Annotated in this window: 21 protein-coding genes; 12 read left to right on the top strand and 9 right to left on the bottom strand. The window is 39.7% G+C overall.

Annotated elements, in window-relative coordinates; all coding sequences use genetic code 11:
* Positions 1 to 25 precede the first annotated feature (25 nt).
* Entirely contained in the window at positions 26 to 535 is a 510-nt protein-coding gene (locus tag JG479_RS13585) for a hypothetical protein (RefSeq protein ID WP_193225632.1), read from the bottom strand.
* A 164-nt stretch (positions 536 to 699) separates the two neighbouring features.
* Here JG479_RS13585 and JG479_RS13580 point away from each other — a divergent pair, with 164 nt between their 5' ends.
* Complete coding sequence (locus JG479_RS13580) at positions 700 to 933, top strand: helix-turn-helix domain-containing protein (RefSeq protein WP_226929014.1); 234 nt, start codon at positions 700 to 702, stop codon at positions 931 to 933.
* A gap of 70 nt (positions 934 to 1,003) precedes the next feature.
* Here JG479_RS13580 and JG479_RS13575 read toward each other — a convergent pair whose 3' ends face one another.
* From JG479_RS13575 to JG479_RS13560, 4 genes are all read right to left on the bottom strand, one after another.
* A complete protein-coding gene (locus tag JG479_RS13575; RefSeq protein WP_193225633.1) occupies positions 1,004 to 1,474 on the bottom strand; it encodes a DUF4760 domain-containing protein in 471 nt (156 codons plus the stop codon).
* 61 nt (positions 1,475 to 1,535) lie between these two features.
* Positions 1,536 to 2,159, bottom strand: coding sequence for a hypothetical protein (locus JG479_RS13570; RefSeq protein ID WP_200219492.1), 624 nt, complete (start codon positions 2,157 to 2,159; stop codon positions 1,536 to 1,538).
* Positions 2,146 to 2,754, bottom strand: coding sequence for a sigma-70 family RNA polymerase sigma factor (locus tag JG479_RS13565; protein ID WP_234047859.1), 609 nt, complete (start codon positions 2,752 to 2,754; stop codon positions 2,146 to 2,148). The genes JG479_RS13570 and JG479_RS13565 overlap by 14 nt, the downstream gene beginning before the upstream one ends.
* A gap of 176 nt (positions 2,755 to 2,930) precedes the next feature.
* Complete coding sequence (locus JG479_RS13560; protein WP_138489627.1) at positions 2,931 to 3,560, bottom strand: energy transducer TonB; 630 nt, start codon at positions 3,558 to 3,560, stop codon at positions 2,931 to 2,933.
* Between the two features lie 156 nt (positions 3,561 to 3,716).
* Between JG479_RS13560 and JG479_RS13555 the strand changes: the two genes are divergently transcribed.
* From JG479_RS13555 to JG479_RS13545, 3 genes are all read left to right on the top strand, one after another.
* On the top strand, positions 3,717 to 4,223 hold the full coding sequence (locus JG479_RS13555; protein ID WP_024606258.1) for a DUF3087 domain-containing protein: 507 nt from the start codon (positions 3,717 to 3,719) through the stop codon (positions 4,221 to 4,223).
* Positions 4,224 to 4,257: 34 nt separating this feature from the next.
* The gene (locus JG479_RS13550) at positions 4,258 to 4,707 is read left to right on the top strand and encodes a low molecular weight protein-tyrosine-phosphatase (protein WP_193225636.1); all 450 of its coding nucleotides are present in this window, start codon (positions 4,258 to 4,260) and stop codon (positions 4,705 to 4,707) included.
* A 99-nt stretch (positions 4,708 to 4,806) separates the two neighbouring features.
* On the top strand, positions 4,807 to 5,316 hold the full coding sequence (locus JG479_RS13545) for a hypothetical protein (protein ID WP_149603193.1): 510 nt from the start codon (positions 4,807 to 4,809) through the stop codon (positions 5,314 to 5,316).
* A 67-nt stretch (positions 5,317 to 5,383) separates the two neighbouring features.
* On the opposite strand, the gene JG479_RS13540 is transcribed toward JG479_RS13545, so the two are convergent.
* The gene (locus tag JG479_RS13540) at positions 5,384 to 6,499 is read right to left on the bottom strand and encodes an energy transducer TonB (protein WP_039486424.1); all 1,116 of its coding nucleotides are present in this window, start codon (positions 6,497 to 6,499) and stop codon (positions 5,384 to 5,386) included.
* Positions 6,500 to 6,747: 248 nt separating this feature from the next.
* On the opposite strand from JG479_RS13540, the gene JG479_RS13535 reads away from it, so the two are divergent.
* The 6 genes from JG479_RS13535 to csrA all read left to right on the top strand — a co-directional run bounded on the left by JG479_RS13535 (position 6,748) and on the right by csrA (position 12,820).
* The gene (locus JG479_RS13535; protein WP_002961931.1) at positions 6,748 to 7,371 is read left to right on the top strand and encodes a GTP cyclohydrolase II; all 624 of its coding nucleotides are present in this window, start codon (positions 6,748 to 6,750) and stop codon (positions 7,369 to 7,371) included.
* 81 nt (positions 7,372 to 7,452) lie between these two features.
* On the top strand, positions 7,453 to 8,241 hold the full coding sequence (locus tag JG479_RS13530; RefSeq protein ID WP_024595741.1) for a BPSS1780 family membrane protein: 789 nt from the start codon (positions 7,453 to 7,455) through the stop codon (positions 8,239 to 8,241).
* Complete coding sequence (locus JG479_RS13525) at positions 8,241 to 8,693, top strand: regulatory protein RecX (RefSeq protein WP_002961933.1); 453 nt, start codon at positions 8,241 to 8,243, stop codon at positions 8,691 to 8,693. The genes JG479_RS13530 and JG479_RS13525 overlap by 1 nt, the downstream gene beginning before the upstream one ends.
* A gap of 19 nt (positions 8,694 to 8,712) precedes the next feature.
* Positions 8,713 to 11,313: an alanine--tRNA ligase gene (gene alaS, locus JG479_RS13520; protein WP_008138921.1), complete on the top strand. Its 2,601-nt coding sequence runs from the start codon at positions 8,713 to 8,715 to the stop codon at positions 11,311 to 11,313.
* Positions 11,314 to 11,319: 6 nt separating this feature from the next.
* A complete protein-coding gene (locus JG479_RS13515; RefSeq protein ID WP_200219491.1) occupies positions 11,320 to 12,537 on the top strand; it encodes an aspartate kinase in 1,218 nt (405 codons plus the stop codon).
* 91 nt (positions 12,538 to 12,628) lie between these two features.
* Positions 12,629 to 12,820: a carbon storage regulator CsrA gene (gene csrA / locus JG479_RS13510; RefSeq protein WP_004587515.1), complete on the top strand. Its 192-nt coding sequence runs from the start codon at positions 12,629 to 12,631 to the stop codon at positions 12,818 to 12,820.
* A gap of 50 nt (positions 12,821 to 12,870) precedes the next feature.
* Here the strand turns inward: csrA and JG479_RS13505 are convergent, their stop codons facing one another.
* The 3 genes from JG479_RS13505 to JG479_RS13495 all read right to left on the bottom strand — a co-directional run bounded on the left by JG479_RS13505 (position 12,871) and on the right by JG479_RS13495 (position 13,896).
* Entirely contained in the window at positions 12,871 to 13,338 is a 468-nt protein-coding gene (locus JG479_RS13505; RefSeq protein ID WP_002961937.1) for a YcxB family protein, read from the bottom strand.
* Between the two features lie 134 nt (positions 13,339 to 13,472).
* Entirely contained in the window at positions 13,473 to 13,664 is a 192-nt protein-coding gene (locus tag JG479_RS13500) for a hypothetical protein (RefSeq protein WP_002961938.1), read from the bottom strand.
* 58 nt (positions 13,665 to 13,722) lie between these two features.
* Positions 13,723 to 13,896 carry a DUF1328 domain-containing protein gene (locus JG479_RS13495; RefSeq protein ID WP_002961939.1) on the bottom strand — a complete coding sequence of 58 codons (174 nt, stop codon included), beginning with the start codon at positions 13,894 to 13,896 and terminating at the stop codon, positions 13,723 to 13,725.
* Between the two features lie 519 nt (positions 13,897 to 14,415).
* Here JG479_RS13495 and JG479_RS13490 point away from each other — a divergent pair.
* On the top strand, positions 14,416 to 14,661 hold the full coding sequence (locus tag JG479_RS13490) for an OadG family protein (protein ID WP_002961940.1): 246 nt from the start codon (positions 14,416 to 14,418) through the stop codon (positions 14,659 to 14,661).
* A gap of 11 nt (positions 14,662 to 14,672) precedes the next feature.
* Entirely contained in the window at positions 14,673 to 16,454 is a 1,782-nt protein-coding gene (oadA, locus tag JG479_RS13485; RefSeq protein WP_200219490.1) for a sodium-extruding oxaloacetate decarboxylase subunit alpha, read from the top strand.
* The last annotated feature ends 7 nt before the right edge of the window (positions 16,455 to 16,461 follow it).

The following is a 16,461-nucleotide window of genomic DNA, read 5'->3' as shown; positions in this document are numbered from 1 at the left end:
GGAAGTGAATGATTTAATATGCTATTTAACTGTTAAACGGGTAATCAACGTTTGTAAAAGGCCATTCGTTTTTAACCCATGTTTTAACGTTTGTTTTAAGCTCATCAAAAAGCGGTGTAGAAAGGTGCTCTTTAGCAACCCAGCTAAATACAGTGGCATCAAATTCACTATCAACCGTACCTGTAATATAAATACAGCCAATCACCTTCGTTTTATCGTTATTCATTACATGAAAAGTAAAAGATTCTTTATTATTAAATGCGATTAAGTCACTTTCCAATGTTTGCGTGTTTTCTTGCAAAGTAAAGTCATCAGCAGGCCATGTGGTGCCTAAGCTAATTTGAATAAACTCGCGAGCAGACATAAGCGCTTTGTAATCAAGTTTTGTGTACTTAGGGTTTACCTTAACTAAGGTGAAATTTTCAAAGTGCTTTTCAATCGGTACTACAAATTCGTTATTTACTAAAGTCTCAGCCTGCACAAATGAGCAGCAAAATGTATAAATAGCAAAAACGAATATAAGTAGTTTTGTCATATTTCTTCCTTAAATTTAAACTAATAGCGCTATGAAAATTAAGTTAAATTATAGCTTTATAGGGCTGAGCCTTAAAGAACTAATATTGTGTATTTCTAAATATGCTGAGAGTTGCTTTTAAATTTTTAGTACATTAATTCTGGTGAACTATAATACTGAGTGTTATGGATAGGCAAACTATGCGGGAGTTTGATGCAATGTGTCTGCCTGAAGTAGAGCAATATGATGCCGCGCATATTAAAGCAATTCGTGAGCACGCTGCGGTATTCGCCGCTTATTTAAATACCAGCGCTTCAACAGTTAGAGCTTGGGAGCAAGGCGGCAAGTTCCCAAAAGGAGCTTCATTAAAGCTGTTAAATTTGGTCGCCAATAAAGGCTTAGATATACTCGTTTATTAATCCAAGCGGCCGGTAGCTAGGGTTGAGTGACACGAAACCCAACTCCACTATATTACTCTAAAGCCTTATCCTATCTCCTTAGTTTAATCAGTAGTTTTACTAATTTCTCATATTGTAACCATATTTCAGGGTTCTCTTTGTGAGCTCGACGATAGAAAATATATGCTTCGTACCTATGGTAACTATTAATTATCTCCTGACCTGATAGTGAGTTTAATGCTTTTATTTCATATGCCTTTAAATCCACTCCTGTAGCTAGCTGCTCATATTTATTTAGGATATGGTGAAGAGCTTCTTTAGTGTCGGATAAATTTACGATTTCCCTGACCTCATTAGCATGGAGCTTACCTGGGTATTTATTATTAAACTTAATAAGATACGGGATAACTTCTTGATGAAACTTCCCCCAATATTCTAAGGTTGATTTGATTCTCTCTTTTCTTGAGTTAACTATATAAATATAAATACCAAAAAGAAATGAGCATCCAGTAAACAGTACCGCGACTACTTTACTTATTTCTATTATGTAATTTAATTCCATTTCGATTACTCCTTGTATTTAGTTTAATCTTAGCTAAATTTTAGGTTAGACTAAAATATATCTAAGCCCCACACTGCCTAACCCCAGCTCCCGCATGTTTAAGCGCAATAATTTGCCCTTTACCGTTATGTGCCATAGCGAGCATATCACCGGTATTTATATTACTTTCGACCGCGTGTTTACCCTTTAAATCACTCAACAGCGAATGCTTAATTTGCACGAGTACTTCATCATTACAGCTGGCTATGTACCAGTCGTAATCTACCTTCACTAGCGTGCCGTATTCTATGTGGCGTTGTTGGTGGCGGCGTAAATCGTTAGCTAATTGACTATCGAGCGCGTGTTTTTGCTCGTTTATAGAGCTTGCGTAGCTACCAGCTTGGTTTATTTCGTGTGTTTTTATAATTGAATAGTCGTGAATGTCTATGGTGTTAAATACGCTGTTAAGCACGGTTTTAGGCGCGTGGTTAATGCTATCGTTATTATCAAACACAATAAAAGCAAATACACCCAGAGCGCAGGCAAGGCTGGTTAGCTGTAGCGTAAAGCCGAGCTTTTTAGGCTTTGTGTTAGTGGCCTTTTTAAGTAGCGCTTTTTGCTGATCACTTGTAAGTGTAGTGCGCGCTTTTCGCTCTTTGTAGTGTTGTGTGAGCTTTTGATCAAACGGCTCATCAGGCTTGTTCATTGTTTGCTCCTAATAAACGTTTAAGATTTTGCTTGGCATAGCGCAGCCTTGTTTTAATGGTCTCAAGGCTGCTTTGCGTTATAAGTTCTATGTCGGCGAGCGAAAAGCCTTCTTGTTGCAAAGTAATGGCTTCGCGCTGTACAAAGCTGAGCTGTTTTAGCGCGGCGTCGAACGCTTCGTAACTTATGTTTGAGCTGCCTATATGCGAGTCTCCACTAGTTAAGTCACCATTATTTAAATCGCTTTCGCTTTTATCATTTTGTGCTGCTAAATGCGTGTTTTCGTCAAGCTCTACAAAGTGTTGTTGCCTGCGGTATTCGTCAATAAGTGTGTTGCGGGCAAGTTTAAATAACCACGCTTTTGGTGTGGTTTGCGCTTGGTAAAGGTGGCGTTTTTCGATTACTTTTAGCCATGTTTGTTGGCTTACGTCGTATGCTAAATGCGTATTAGATTGCGTAACAAGGTAGTGGTATAAGTCGTTACTGTAGAGGGCAATAAGCTGCTCTAAGTAACGATTGTCGCCACTTTTTGCGTAACTTGCCATGCAGTCCTTGCTTGGCGTTTCAAATAACCATGACTTAATACTTAGTAGCATAGGCTCATCGCTTTTATACCAATTCGCTTAATTAAGTGATCTATTTTGAGGGTAGAAAAACGTGTTGATAGTTAGGCAAAAAATTCGCTATTTAGTTGTTCTAAATGAGAATTTTTTAACACAGGTAGCGACACGTTTAGCCCCACAAAATGATTAAGTATTATTGCGGATTGGTATTATTGTTGTAATTTAAAATCGAGCTGTACGGTTTGACCTGTTTGTAATTGTGCCACACCTTCAATTACTTTGGGGCGATATTTCCAGCGTTTAATGGCTCTTATTGCTTCGCGGTCAAAGGTACGTTTTGGCTCGGCGTTAATAACTACTGGGTCGATTACTTCCCCCGTTGGCGAAATACTAAAGCTTAGTTGTACCCAACCTTCAATACCATCGCGCGCGGCTGTAGTTGGGTATTTAGGGTTTATGCGCACTATGGGTGTTGCATCCCCTGTTGGGCGATTAATGGTATTGTTAATGTCGCCACCAAAATCGTCAATCGTAACTGGCGTAAAGTCGCTAATTGCCAACACAGGATCGGCTGATGTATCAAGCGGTGGAGCTTTTTGCGGCACTTTAGGCATTGGCGGTGGCGGCTGTATTTTTTGTATATGCCTGACTTTTGAATCCTCAGGTGCCTGAAAAATCTCTACTATAATATCGCCCCCTGGTTTAACCGGTGCGCGTTGCTCGCCACTTATTAAATATTGCATAAACGCAAAAGCTGCAAAGGTCATTGCGGCGCCGCCGATAACGGCAGTCGATGTTTTAATAAATACTGGGTTGTTAGGTACTTCAAGTGTGTGCATAAGCCGCTCCAAATTTTATTGACCACTACAATTAGGGTGTTTTCAAAGCTATAACGGGTGGCAAATCAAAAAGGGGTGAAATAATTTTATAAAAAATGTGGGGTTTAGTTACAATAGCCATTCGCATTCTTTTACTTATTAACTTTTTAGGCTGTTATGCAACTCATTGAAATAAATAAAGCGCGTTACCGTAAACATTTAAACCGTGTTATTGCTGGATGCGGTATTGGTTTGGCTGTAGGCAGCTTGGCTATATCGCAAACGCTGATTGCTTTATTTCCTGATGAAAGTGGTAGCCACTTTCATTGGAACTTAATAGGCGTTGCTATTACAAGCGTTGGGCTTGCGTGGTTACTTAATAAATACCGTACACATAGCTTTATGACTGAAGTTGTTTATGTGTGGGAGCTTAAAAAAGCACTTAATAAAATAACCCGTAAAATGGCTAAGTTAAAAGCCGCTGGCCGTGAAGGTAATGCCGATGCGTTATTAGCGATTCATTATAGCTACGCGGGCTCTCGGTTATTGTGGCAACTAGACGATAACCTAATCACCATGGACGATTTAGCCATTAAACAAGCTGAGCTTGAATCTGTTGCAGCGCAACATAACGTAACGCTTAATGTTGAAGATTACGATGAAAGCATTTTAAAACAGTTTTAAAGCTTAGGTTTTTAAATTAGTTAGAGGAGCCTCAATGAAAAAAGTACTCATAGTGTGTTTAGGTAATATTTGCCGCTCGCCAACCGCAGAGGCGGTATTAAAAGCCCGCGCTAAAAAGCTAGGTGTTAACGTTAACGTTGATTCGGCGGGCACTATTGGCTATCACGAAGGTAAAGCGCCTGATAGTCGCTCAATGGCAGCCGGGAAGAAGCGCGGTTACAGCTTTAAAGGTATTTATTCACGTAAAGTGCGTACAAGTGACTTTACTGAGTTTGATTTAATTTTAGCGGCCGATACGCAAAACTTAGCTGATTTAAAAGCCCAGTGCCCTGAGCATCTACAGTACAAATTAGCGCTGTTTTTAGAATATGGCGAGCAGGCCCAAAGCGCTATTCCCGATCCCTATTACGGCGGCGATGATGGCTTTGAAAATGTGCTCAATTTAATAGAAGCGGCAAGCGATAAAATACTCGCTAAAATTTAATCCCTATTTTATTACTAAAGCTAAATTTAACGAGCTTTTAGTCGTATTGCATGGTGTTCCTAAAGTAAGTACATTTTATACTTACTCAAAGGGAACTTTATGAAAATAAAAATATTACTACTCACTTTATCTATTGCTTCTTGTTCTACTTTTGCTAACGATGTTAGTTTTTCGATTGGGGGTGGCTATCCTTATTTAGTTATTCCTGAGGTGTCTTTATCGGCTAACGACGACACACAGCGCTGGTATGCAAACTATAAACTAGGCCTTGATGATGGATTTTCTGCCGGTTTTGAACAAGCGGTTAGCGATAATAAAAAACATGCTTTTGGCGTACTTGTGGGCGCTATTGGTGCAAGAGATACAGACCAAGAGTGTGAAAGTTCAACTAATGATGTAGCAACTGACTTTGCTAATACGCTAGGTTGTGTAATTGGCGGTATTTTTGATGAAGAAACAACAAACGGCATAGGGCTTACGTACAGCTACAACTTTAATGAACTGAACAGCGCTGGTTTTAGATTAGAGCTAGATGTGGGCTACGGTAAAGCAAGCGATAGCAATGAAAAAAGAGCCGATGGCGGAATTAGCGTAAGTTATGAATTTTAACTACGTAGAATTTGTATTAGTTGGTATTAAAAAAGGCGCTTAAAGCGCCTTTTTTAATGAGCCGCTTTTAGTGGCGGTTAATTTTAAAGTCGAGTTGTACCTGAGAAATAGCGCTAACAGGTTTGCCATTTTCAAACTTTGGCGCGTAACGCCATTGCTCAAGCGCTGCTTTGGCTGATTTTTCAAATGCGCTGCCGCCTTCTGAGCTAAGTACTTTTGGGTTTTTTACAAAGCCAGCTGCGTCTACCTCAAACTCCATAACAACGCTACCATCGGTACTAAATCTGGCTTTGTTAACTGGGTATTTAGGATTAACACGGTAAAGCGGCGTTTGCTCTTGCGATTCTTTCCATGGCACCATTTGAGCGATAGCTAGGCAATGTTTAGTTGCTTCTTCGCTTTTACCTTGCTTTTCGTACAGGCCTACAAGCTTTGAATGAGCTGTTAGCTCTGCACTGTGATCAAAGTTTAAGTTACTATCGAATACAGTAACTATACGGTTTAGCCTTTCAATCGCTTGATTGTATCTTTTACGACCCTCTGCGAATGAGGCCATTAAAAAATCGGCTTTTATGCGCTCTAGTGAGTTTTCAGGTAAGTTTTCTTGGTAGTATTCGTCGGCTTCTTCTAGGTAGTTTTTAGCCTCACGATATTTTTTAGAACTAAACTTTTTAGCCAGTAGCGTTGCAGCTTCAAGTTTCATGTCGGCTACAAACTTAGGGTTATTTTGTGTTTTAGCTATACCTATTACTTGTTCTAAAAAGTTAGCTGCTTTGTAAGCTGATGTTGTGTAGTTAGCTTTTCCGAGCAGTGCATCAACTGTTTCTATTGATTGTTTGCCGTGATTAGCCGCTAAAATAGTATGTGCTTCATCATAAAGTGCAAAACGTTGTTCGTATAGCTCATCGCCGTAGCCTTTAATAGCTTTAGCGTAGTTAATAGCTAAGTTAGCAGTATTGTCGTCGCTTTTACCGTAAACGGCTTTACCTGATGTGTAAGCAAGTTTGGCAGTTTGTTGTACGTTTTCGTCTGCTTTAACTGCTGCTAAATAGCTTTGGTATGCTTGGTTAAATACCGTTTGAGGATCGCTTGCTTGGCTGGCGAATGCTGTAGTGCTTAAAGTTGTTGCGCTTAAAGCAGACAAACTTAAACCTATAAATAAAGCGAGTTGCTGACGTTTCATAATAATCCCTATCGTTGTTTAAAATACAAAATACCAAACGTGCCTATAGGTGTCACTGATTAAGGTAAATCAACGTAAATAACATTGGCGGTTATTTGTATTAATTTATTGCTAATAGTCATTGAAAATAACGCCTGTCGTCGCCATATAATTGCCATAAACAGTCTTGTACTACGGTGTATTTATCCTATTTTGTGATACTATCACTTTATTGTCGTGTCGTAGTTATTTAAATATTTGGATTTGTCGTGGCGCAAGTAAGAGCAAGAGTCCAGCTTAAAGTTGGCAGAAATAGTGATATCCCTGCAGAAATAATCTCATTTACTGATTTAAAAGATGGTAAAGAACATATTGCTATGGTGTTTAACAACGCCGATACAGAGCAAGATGTACCGCTAATTCGTATGCATTCAGAATGCTTAACGGGCGATGTATTTTACTCATCTCGTTGTGATTGTGGTGAGCAGCTAAATGAATGTATTGAAATGATGCACGAGCAAGGCGGTATTTTATTGTATTTACGCCAAGAAGGCCGTGGCATTGGTTTATACAACAAAATAGACGCTTACGTATTGCAATCGCAAGGTATGAACACCTACGAAGCTAATAATCATTTAGGCTTTGCTGATGATTTACGTGACTTTTCGGATGCGGTATTAATGCTCAATGCGCTTAATTTAAGTCACGTTAAATTAATGACTAATAATCCTAAAAAGCTTAATGCATTAAAAGATGCCGGTATTAATGTTGACTCGGTTGTGGGCACACATGCGCACATAAAAGCGGGTGTTGCGGGTAATAAATCGTACCTAGAAACAAAAATTAAGCATGGCGCGCATATGTTAGATATTAAGAAAATTAAAAAACCTTAATCATTTAATTACGTTTCGTCTATTAATCCCCCCTTACGCCAAGTTATACTTGGCGTGTTTCGTTTTAAATTAAGAGCAAGTATGTCTACACAATTACGAATTTTTAAAGCCGATGCAGGGCTAAAGTGGTTAAAAGCCGGATGGCTTATTTTTAAAACCCAGCCAGCAACCTTTATTTTTATGCATTTATTTATTGGCATTGTAGGGCTGCTGTCTTTATTTTTACCGCTGCTGCAAGTAGTAGCAGCACTCGCTACGCCATTTTTAACCGCAGGGTTTTACCAAGCGGTGCTTAGTAAGCAACAGGGCGGAAAAATTATGCTAGCCGATATTCTCAAGCCATTTACGGCTAAGGGAAATCGTTTAGGGTTATTACGTTTAGCACTTTATCAAATGGGTGCGGGCATTTTAATGGCGTTACTTGCTAATGGCTTATTTGCCGATGCAGTGGCTGTTATGAGCCAACCAGGACTTGATCCAAACGTAGCACTTGAGCAAATGCTTGAGAGTATTTCGGGCGCGAATGTCATTTTGTTTTTTATGGCAATGCTAATTTATTTAACGGCGTTTGCTTACGCTGTACCGCTTGTTTATTTTAGTAAAGAAACACGTATTTTAACGGCGCTTAAAAAATCGTTAATGGTGTTTTATCATAACATTTTGCCACTTGGCGTTTTTGGCCTTATTTGCGCATTATTTATGGCGCTTTCGATGTTCTTATCGTTCTTACCACTGTTGATTTTAATGCCGATTTGCTACATTAGCTTTTTTGTATCTTATCAAGCCATTTTTATGCCTGTTGTACCATTAAGTGACGACATTAATGTTAAGCCACTTAGCAGTGAAACAAGCGGACGTTTTGACGCTTAATGGATGATAAATTAAAGCAAAAACTAAAAAACTATGTACTTTGGTTACTAGGGCGCCAAGAATATTCGCGTCGTGAGTTAACGCTCAAATTACAGCAAAAAGAAGCGACAGAAGAGTTTATTGAAACGCTGCTTGATTGGTGCGAAAAGCACAATTTTATTAACGAGCAGCGATACTGTGAAGGCTTTGTAAGAAAACACATATTTAAATGCCACGGGCTTAAGCGAATACAAAGCGAAGCTATGGGCAAAGGGATTGATCGTTCGCTACTTGAAATGGTAGTTGAAGAGCTTGAAATAGATTGGTTTGAGCTTGCGCAGGATGCGTACAATAAAAAATATTCGAATACACCGCCAGATCTCGATTACAAAGATAAAGCTAAGCGCGTGCGCTACTTAATGTATCGGGGTTTTAGCTACGATGAAATTAATTTTGCAATGCAAGCACAGTAAATACAGGTGAGACTTTCAAATGCAGCACATGACTACCGCACAAATTAGGCAACAGTTTTTAGACTTTTTTGCCAGCAAGCAACATCAAATAGTACCTTCTAGCTCGCTTATACCGGGTAACGATGCCACGTTGTTATTTAATAATGCCGGCATGGTGCAATTTAAAGATGTATTTTTAGGCGCAGAAAGCCGCCCTTATACACGTGCGACAAGTTCGCAGCGCTGTGTACGTGCTGGCGGTAAGCATAACGATTTAGAAAACGTAGGCTACACTGCTCGCCACCATACATTTTTTGAAATGTTAGGTAACTTCAGCTTTGGTGATTACTTTAAGCAAGACGCGATTAAGTTTGCGTGGGAGTTTTTAACTGAGGTTGTTAAATTACCTCAAGAAAAACTGCTTGTTACTATTTATCACGATGATGAAGAAGCGTTTGAGTATTGGTCAAAAGATATTGGCTTAAGTGAAGATCGTATTATTCGTATTGCGACCTCTGACAACTTTTGGTCTATGGGCGATACCGGTCCATGCGGTCCGTGTTCTGAAATATTTTATGACCATGGTGAGCATATTTGGGGTGGACCTCCGGGCACTCCCGAGGAAGACGGCGACCGTTTCATCGAAATTTGGAACCTTGTATTTATGCAATACAACCGTCAAAGCGACGGTACAATGTTGCCTCTACCTAAGCAATCTGTTGATACGGGAATGGGCCTTGAGCGTATTTCTGCTATTTTGCAGGGTGTGCATTCAAACTACGAAATCGATTTATTCCAAGGCTTAATTGCAGCAGCTGCAAGTGTAACTAACGCGCAAGATATGGACGATAAGTCACTACGCGTAGTGGCGGATCATATTCGTTCGTGTGCGTTTTTAATCTCTGACGGTGTTATGCCATCTAACGAAGGTCGTGGTTATGTGCTACGTCGTATTATTCGTCGTGCAGTGCGCCACGGTAATAAGCTAGGTGCACAAGGTTCGTTTTTCTATAAATTAGTTGCTGCGCTAATTGAGCAAATGGGTCAAGCGTACCCAGAGCTTGCTAAGCAACAAGAAATTATCGAAAAAGTATTACGCATTGAAGAAGAACAGTTTGGTAAAACACTTGAACGTGGCTTAGCTATTTTAGAAGAAAGCTTAAGTGACCTTAAAGGCGATATTATACCGGGCGACTTAGTATTTAAACTTTACGATACGTATGGTTTTCCAGCTGATTTAACGGCCGATGTTGCGCGTGAGCGCCAGATGACGATTGATCATCAGGGCTTTGAAGAATGCATGGCTGTACAACGTAAAACAGCGCAACAAGCGGGTAAGTTTGGTGCTGATTACAACGAGCAATTAAAATCAGAAAAGCTTACTGAGTTTAAAGGCTACGACAGCACGCACCATAGCGCGACAGTGGTCGAAATTTTTGCCGGTGGCGAAGCTGTTCAGTTATTAGAAGATGGTCAACAAGGTATTGTAGTATTAGACCGTACACCGTTTTACGCTGAATCAGGCGGCCAAACGGGCGACACGGGTACTATTACAGTTGCTGGTGGCGAATTTAATGTTACTAATACCACTAAACTTGGTAATGCTTTTGCTCACCACGGTACTGTGCAAGGTCGCATTGGTGTTAACGATAAAGTGGATGCGACTATTGATGATGCACGCCGCGATAGCATTAAGAAAAACCACACAGCTACACACATTTTACACGAAGCACTACGTCAATTATTAGGCGACCATGTAGGCCAAAAAGGCTCACTTGTTCAGCCTGATCGTTTACGTTTTGACTTTTCGCACTTTGAAGCGGTTACAAAAGATGAGCTACGTGAAATTGAGCGTGTAGTTAATGACGAAATTCGTCGTAACTTTGCACTTAATACTGAGCTTATGGCTATTGATGATGCTAAAGCGAAAGGTGCTATGGCGCTGTTTGGCGAAAAGTACGATGACGAAGTACGCGTAGTTACTATTGGCGACTACTCTATTGAGCTTTGTGGTGGTACTCACGTTGAGCGCGCAGGCGATATTGGTTTATTCAAAATAGTATCTGAAAGCGGTATTGCAGCAGGCGTTCGCCGTATTGAAGCGGTAACTGGTGCTGATGCAGTTGCTTATGTTAGTGAGCAAGAGCAACAATTACATGATGTAGCTGCTTTAGTTAAAGGCGACAGCGCATCGGTACTTGAAAAAGTAACGGCGTTACTTGAAAAGTCTAAAGGTCTTGAAAAGCAAATTGCGCAACTTAACGATAAGTTAGCAAGTGCGGCGGGTGCATCTTTACTTGATTCGATTGTTGAAATTAACGGCGTTAAGCTACTTGTAGCAAATGTTGAAGGTACTGAATCTAAAGCACTTCGCGGTATGGTTGATGACCTTAAAAACAAAATTGGCTCAGGTGTTATTGCACTGGGTGTTGCCAGTGGCGACAAAGTAAGCCTAATTGCTGGTGTTACTAAAGACTTAACAGGCAAAGTAAAAGCCGGTGAGTTAGTTAACCACATGGCAGGCCAAGTAGGTGGTAAAGGTGGCGGTCGTCCAGATATGGCACAAGCTGGTGGTAGTGAGCCACAAAACCTTGCTGCTGCACTAGATAGCGTTACAGCTTGGTTAACTGAGCGTACTTAAGCCTAAGTGGCGCTTATTGTTCAAAAATTCGGTGGCACTTCGGTTGGCTCAATAGAGCGAATTGAAGCAGTCGCCGACCTTGTTGTAAAAACCAGACAACAAGGACATCAAGTGGTTGTGGTGCTCTCGGCTATGTCGGGAGAAACCAACCGCTTAATTAATCTCGCCAAACAAATCGATACTCGCCCGAGTAGCCGTGAACTAGATGTACTTATTAGCACCGGAGAGCAGGTTTCTGTATCACTACTTGCTATGGCCATCATAAAACGTGGCCACTCTGCTGTGAGCCTATTAGCCGATCAAGTCAATATTTTAACCGATAACATGTTTGGTAAAGCTCGTATTGCAGAGGTTGCTGCTACGCGTTTGAAGCATGAGCTTGAGCATAATCGTATTGCTATTATTGCTGGGTTTCAGGGGCGTGATGTTGAGGGCAACATTACAACGCTTGGGCGCGGCGGTACCGATACATCGGCTGTGGAAATAGCTGCGGCTATAAAAGCTGACGAATGCCAGATCTATACAGACGTTGACGGCGTATATACTACAGATCCTCGTGTTGAACCTAACGCGCGCAGAATGAGCCAAGTTACCTTTGCCGAAATGCTAGAACTGGCAAGTTTAGGGGCGAAAGTTTTGCATATTCGCTCAGTAGAAGCCGCAGGAAAACATAATGTGCCACTTAGGGTGCTTTCGAGCTTTAATCCCGATGAAGGTACATTAATAAGTTTTGAGGAGAACGATATGCCAAGCAAGGTTGTATCGGGGATTGCGTTTAATCGTGACGAATGTTTAATTAAGGTACACGGTGTGCCAACGGGTACGCAATATCTTTCAAAAATATTGAAACTTTTTGCCGAAAATGGCATCGAAATAGATATGATTAATCAAGTTAATCATAACTTTGAAAAAATAGACTATGCTTTTACTGTGCACTCGAATGATTATCTGCAAGCACTTGAATTATTGAGTGAAGATCAAACTCAGCTCGGTGCTCAAAATATAAGCGGATTGCAAGCAGTAGCTAAAGTTTCTGCTGTTGGCATGGGTATGAAATCACATTCTGGTGTCGCTAGTTTATTTTTTGATGCATTAGCGCAGGAAAATATTAATGTGGTTTTAGTCTCGACTTCAGAGATTAAAATTTCAGTTTTAATAGATGAAAAGTACTTAGAGTTGGCTGTTCGTGCATTACACAAGGCATTTTTAACAGAAAATGGATAGATTGCGAGTTTTTACTTACTTTTCAGTCTAATTTTCATTAGTATGTTTAAGCGGAATCTTATAATTTTTATTGGAACATGGGAGCAAGAGAATGCTAATACTAACTCGTAGAGTAGGTGAAACCCTAATGATTGGTGACGAAGTAACAGTTACTGTTCTAGGTGTTAAAGGAAATCAAGTTCGAATCGGTGTTAATGCACCAAAAGACGTATCAGTGCATCGTGAAGAGATTTACATGCGCATACAAGCTGAAAAGTCGAACCCTAATCCGGGCAATGCTTAATCAACACGTATACGTAGTTGAGTAATTAACTCAACTAGACTAAAAGCCACTCACTGAGTGGCTTTTTTGTTTATAAAAGCGAGTGTTTCAGGATTAAGTATTTGTTTTGATATGTACTGCATACCGCTTTTGTTTTTAATAATAATACCTTGCTGGGTGTCAATTACTTCGCTTATATTTTGCCATTCTAATTGATAGCTTTTGTAATGATTAGCAGATTTAATACCTTCTTCATCAAAGGTAAGTGTTACCTCAGAGCCTGATGCTCTGCTGAGCATTTGTCTGGTTACCCACCATGGTCTGCGATAGTAAAATGCGACGCACTCGAGTACCGCTAACATGATCATAAACGATCCTAAGTAATGATCGTCTAAAACATAAATGCCAAATAAACCAAGCGCAACTAACAACACAAGTAAAAAGTATTTAGGTTTTGCACGCTTACTATAAGGGAGTGACTCATCAAAACACTCGTAAAAGTAGGGTTTATCTAATGTGTAGGTGGTTGTGAATGCCATTTTGCCTTGCTTTAAATATCGTTTTTTTTATTTTAACAAGCTAACTGCTAAATGAGCAGCTTTATAGTCAGTGATTTTATTACTGGCACAAAAAAACGGCTCGAAAGCCGTTTTTTTTAGCGGTACAAGAAGAATTAACAGTTAGTTTCTTCAGCGTTCACGCCTTCTTTAACATTTTCACATGCATCTTCAACAGAGTTTTGCACGTCAGTTACTGCTTCGTCGATACGTTCGCCAGCATCTTCTGCATGGTTGTCTTCACAACCCATCATGAAAAAACCTGCAAATACTGCGATTAGTGCTGCTTTTAAAGTTGTAGAGTTCATAGTGTAATTCCTTGTAAGTATTAATTAAATTTTAGTGTTTGTTAGTTGAATGCTTTATCTACCTGGGTGATTTACCACGTAGTGCACCTGAAACTAATGAAATCACTAAAAGTACTAAAAAGATAAAAAATATAATTTTTGCTATACCAGCTGCGGCACCTGCGATGCCACCAAAACCTAACACTGCAGCGATTAAAGCAATAACTAAAAATGTAATTGTCCAGCGTAACATTGTTTTCTCCTTGGTTATCAAATTTGCTCATAATAACTAATGCCAGTTATATGCCAAAATTTATTTGTTATAAATATCAATTGGTTATTGTTTTTTGCTATTACTCTAGTTATTAGTTGGTTAGTAACTTTTACGCTTTGTTATGTAAGTTATTCACACTGTTGCAAATAACTGCTAAATGTTCACTAAATAAACTCGTTTTGGTAAGACCAATTAACAATTAGTGTGTGGCTTTGCATTTAATATTAAGAATTAGTGTTTATTTTTACTTAGCTTGATAGTTAATTAACAACTTCCATATAACTATTAGCTATAGTCGTTATTTCTTGTATGTATTGTAGAGCGCGTGATTGCTGAGTTATAGCACGTAAATTAATTGAGTGTTATGTTGTTTATTGTTTAATTGGTTTTACCAATTTACAAGATGTAGACAAAGCGATTAGTTTTGTTATTATCCAGTGAATAAATATTTAATTAAATCGATTTTTTATTTTCGATATGGGTTTCAAGGGGAGAAAAATGGATATAGGTGCTCTACTCACAACGGCTGGTAACTTAATGCTTACTGGCATGGTTGGAGTGTTTGTATTTCTGTCGATATTAATTGGTGCAGTAACGCTTATGTCTAATTTGGTGACGCGCTTTAGCGAACCTGACGTGGCGACACCAGTTAAATCACCATCTTTTAAATCTCAAGGTGTGCCTAATGAGCACATCGCTGCTATTAGTGCTGCCATTGCTCAGTACAAATCAAATAATAAATAAGGGGCACACACATGGCTAAATTAAAATTAACAGAATTGGTATTACGCGATGCTCACCAATCATTATTAGCAACGCGTATGCGCCTAGACGATATGCTACCGATTGCTAGCAAATTAGACGATGCGGGTTATTGGTCTATTGAATCGTGGGGCGGGGCTACATTTGACTCGTGTATTCGTTATTTAGGCGAAGATCCTTGGGAGCGTATTCGTGCACTTAAAAAAGCGATGCCTAATACTAAACAGCAAATGCTATTACGCGGTCAAAACTTATTAGGTTACCGCCATTACGCTGATGACGTAGTTGAAAAGTTTGTAGAACGCGCACATAAAAATGGCGTTGACGTATTTCGTATATTTGATGCAATGAACGATGTTCGCAATCTAGAAACAGCTATTAAGGCGGCTGTAAAAGTAGGCGCTCACGCTCAAGGTACTATTTCGTACACAGTTAGCCCTGTTCATACACTTGATATGTGGCTAACTCTTGCAAAACAGCTTGAAGATATGGGTTGTCACTCAATTTGTATTAAAGATATGGCGGGTTTATTAAAGCCGTACGATGCTGAAAAACTAATTAAAGCACTTAAAGAAACTGTATCTATTCCAATTGCTATGCAGTGCCACGCTACAACAGGTTTAAGTACTGCTACTTACCAAAAAGCAATTGATGCTGGCATTGATATGCTCGATACCGCTATTTCATCAATGAGTATGACTTATGGACATTCTGCAACTGAAACTATTGTATCGATAGTTGAAGGAACTGAGCGCGATACTGAGCTTGATTTAAACCACCTAGAAGAAATTGCTGCTTACTTTAGAGATGTACGTAAAAAATATGCGGCATTTGAAGGTAGCTTAAAAGGGGTTGATGGGCGCATTTTATTAGCTCAAGTACCTGGTGGCATGCTTACAAACATGGAAAACCAACTTAAAGAGCAAGGCGCAGCCGATAAGCTTAATGAGGTTTTACTTGAGATCCCACGTGTACGTGAAGATCTTGGCTTTTTACCTTTAGTAACACCAACGTCGCAAATTGTTGGCACTCAAGCGGTACTTAATGTGCTAACGGGTGAGCGTTATAAAACCATTACTAAAGAAACTGCTGGCGTATTAAAAGGTGAATATGGCTTAACACCAGCACCAATGAATAAAGAGCTACAAGAGCGCGTGCTTGATGGAGCGGAAGTTATTACTTGTCGCCCTGCTGATAACATTGCACCTGAGCTTGCAACGCTTGAAGCTGAGTTATTAAAAGAAGCACAAGAGCAAGGTTTAACACTTGCTGATGATCAAATTGATGACGTATTAACTTATGCATTATTCCCACAAGTTGGTTTGAAGTTTATTAAAAACCGCAACAACCCAGATGCATTTGAGCCAGTACCTTCTGTTGAAGATAAAAGCAGTAAAGCACCTTCTAAATCAGTTTCAAATAGTAACAAAATGAAGGCTGAGCAATACAGCGTAAAAGTAGATGGTAAAGTTTATGACGTAGTCGTAGCGCAAGGTGGTGAACTTAAAGAAGTAACATTAAAAGACTCTGAGCACATTCCTCAATCTGCTTCGGTTGCATCAGGTGAAACACTTAACGCGCCTCTAGCCGGTAATATTTTTAAGATTAAGGTAAAAGCTGGGCAAGTTGTTAACGAAGGCGATGTAGTGATTATTATGGAAGCCATGAAAATGGAAACTGAAATACGCGCTACGCATACCGGAACAATTGCTGAAGTGTTAGTTAGTGAAGGCGATGCTGTAACTACCGGCGACGCTATGATTGCATTAGCTTAGGAGTAAA

The organism is Pseudoalteromonas sp. LC2018020214 (assembly GCF_016598755.1).
Lineage (GTDB): Bacteria > Pseudomonadota > Gammaproteobacteria > Enterobacterales > Alteromonadaceae > Pseudoalteromonas > Pseudoalteromonas distincta.
This window is presented reverse-complemented; position numbering and strand designations above follow the sequence as displayed.

Coding starts and splice junctions, on each gene's coding strand:
- JG479_RS13505 (WP_002961937.1), bottom strand. CDS start 13,338: ATGGCATTCACAACCACCTACACATTAGATAAACCCTACTTTTACGAG.
- alaS (WP_008138921.1), top strand. CDS start 8,713: ATGCAGCACATGACTACCGCACAAATTAGGCAACAGTTTTTAGACTTT.
- JG479_RS13490 (WP_002961940.1), top strand. CDS start 14,416: ATGGATATAGGTGCTCTACTCACAACGGCTGGTAACTTAATGCTTACT.
- JG479_RS13575 (WP_193225633.1), bottom strand. CDS start 1,474: ATGGAATTAAATTACATAATAGAAATAAGTAAAGTAGTCGCGGTACTG.
- JG479_RS13500 (WP_002961938.1), bottom strand. CDS start 13,664: ATGAACTCTACAACTTTAAAAGCAGCACTAATCGCAGTATTTGCAGGT.
- JG479_RS13580 (WP_226929014.1), top strand. CDS start 700: ATGGATAGGCAAACTATGCGGGAGTTTGATGCAATGTGTCTGCCTGAA.
- JG479_RS13540 (WP_039486424.1), bottom strand. CDS start 6,499: ATGAAACGTCAGCAACTCGCTTTATTTATAGGTTTAAGTTTGTCTGCT.
- JG479_RS13525 (WP_002961933.1), top strand. CDS start 8,241: ATGGATGATAAATTAAAGCAAAAACTAAAAAACTATGTACTTTGGTTA.
- JG479_RS13545 (WP_149603193.1), top strand. CDS start 4,807: ATGAAAATAAAAATATTACTACTCACTTTATCTATTGCTTCTTGTTCT.
- oadA (WP_200219490.1), top strand. CDS start 14,673: ATGGCTAAATTAAAATTAACAGAATTGGTATTACGCGATGCTCACCAA.
- JG479_RS13550 (WP_193225636.1), top strand. CDS start 4,258: ATGAAAAAAGTACTCATAGTGTGTTTAGGTAATATTTGCCGCTCGCCA.
- JG479_RS13555 (WP_024606258.1), top strand. CDS start 3,717: ATGCAACTCATTGAAATAAATAAAGCGCGTTACCGTAAACATTTAAAC.
- JG479_RS13530 (WP_024595741.1), top strand. CDS start 7,453: ATGTCTACACAATTACGAATTTTTAAAGCCGATGCAGGGCTAAAGTGG.
- JG479_RS13585 (WP_193225632.1), bottom strand. CDS start 535: ATGACAAAACTACTTATATTCGTTTTTGCTATTTATACATTTTGCTGC.
- JG479_RS13560 (WP_138489627.1), bottom strand. CDS start 3,560: ATGCACACACTTGAAGTACCTAACAACCCAGTATTTATTAAAACATCG.
- JG479_RS13570 (WP_200219492.1), bottom strand. CDS start 2,159: ATGAACAAGCCTGATGAGCCGTTTGATCAAAAGCTCACACAACACTAC.
- csrA (WP_004587515.1), top strand. CDS start 12,629: ATGCTAATACTAACTCGTAGAGTAGGTGAAACCCTAATGATTGGTGAC.
- JG479_RS13495 (WP_002961939.1), bottom strand. CDS start 13,896: ATGTTACGCTGGACAATTACATTTTTAGTTATTGCTTTAATCGCTGCA.
- JG479_RS13565 (WP_234047859.1), bottom strand. CDS start 2,754: ATGCTACTAAGTATTAAGTCATGGTTATTTGAAACGCCAAGCAAGGAC.